This is a genomic window from Brachyspira catarrhinii (assembly GCF_005518285.1).
GTDB classification, from domain to species: Bacteria; Spirochaetota; Brachyspiria; order Brachyspirales; family Brachyspiraceae; genus Brachyspira; species Brachyspira catarrhinii.
The window spans coordinates 1-1223 of record NZ_SJDU01000534.1; the positions used below are offsets into that span (position 1 = coordinate 1).

A 1223-nucleotide genomic window follows, 5' to 3' on the forward strand; every position below is an offset into this window, starting at 1 on the left:
CATGAGGTTCGTAAAAATTATATTATATGAAAGAATGTAGATTATCCGCAAGTCTAAATTTCGTTATTAAAAGAAGCAAAACAACTCCGTTTAGAATTCAATATTCCACTTGTAAAAACATTGTCATTGCGAAGCTCTGCTGAAGCAATCCACACAAAATAGATTGCCACGCTTTCGCTCGCATACCTCTGTGTGCCTCGCTTTGCGTGCCTTCGGCAACGGCAATGACAAATTCTAACTTTCAAATATCAAATTAATTTTAATTAAACCGAACCACTCCTATCGGAATAAATTCGGTTTAACTCTTAAAAATCTTATTAACTTAAATCATATTATCTTCAGTTTATAATTTTATACTTATAATCTAAAATATTTTCGCTTTATTTATAGGAAGTAGTCTTTTATTCTTCCCAAGTCCAACTATCCCCCGTTGCTTTTACAAGTTTCACCGTCAATGTAGTCATATCGCTTTCGGCTAAATCGGTGAATTTGAGGTTTACCGAAAAAGAAACTTCTTCTCCTGTTTTAGTTGCAGCCGTTCCATCATCTTCTACCGTAAAATATGGATTTGCACTATTACCATTATAATAATTACCGTTCTGTCTCCTTACAAATTTATCCTTAACTTCTGATACTTTAACAGTATTAGGAGCATCGTATGTTCCTACTATCGTTGATGTTAATGTGTAGACATTATTTTCATACTTGCCTGAAGTAAATCTAACATAATCATCAGTAGTTCCCCAACCAATACCATTACCATTACCATTAATTCTATTAAGAATAGTTTCTATATTAGTAGCATCAATTTTTGGAGCTTTTGTCAATGTCACTTTAACGGACAAAGTTTGAGTATTGTTGTTCAAAGTTTTATTGTCTGCCGTAAAAGTGAAATTAATCGTAATAGTATTTTCTTTAGAGTCGGTTGAAGCCTCCCAACTATTCCTTACTTTTGTAAGTCCCGTATTGTTGAAAGTCAATACATTATCTGATTTTGTAAAATCGTCTTTAGTTATTTTTTTGCTTTCGTCTGCTTCGCTGTCTTCCACCGTGTAGTCCATAGTGTAAGCGTAACTGTTTGCCGATACGAAACCTATTTTTATTGTTCCGATAGTTTCGCTCTTTTTTACGATTGAAGCTTTGACATTGTCCGTTGCCTCGCTGATGGAAAAAGTTCCTGGAGGTATGTCGTTTGTTATTACTCCGCCGTCTGTTGGAGTGTC

Annotated in this window: 1 protein-coding gene; it reads right to left on the reverse strand. The window is 34.5% G+C overall.

Annotated features, from left to right (window positions below):
- Positions 1 to 401 precede the first annotated feature (401 nt).
- Positions 402 to 1223 (reverse strand): hypothetical protein (locus EZH24_RS14320; protein ID WP_161976171.1); only part of this gene is annotated, 822 nt, incomplete at its 5' end.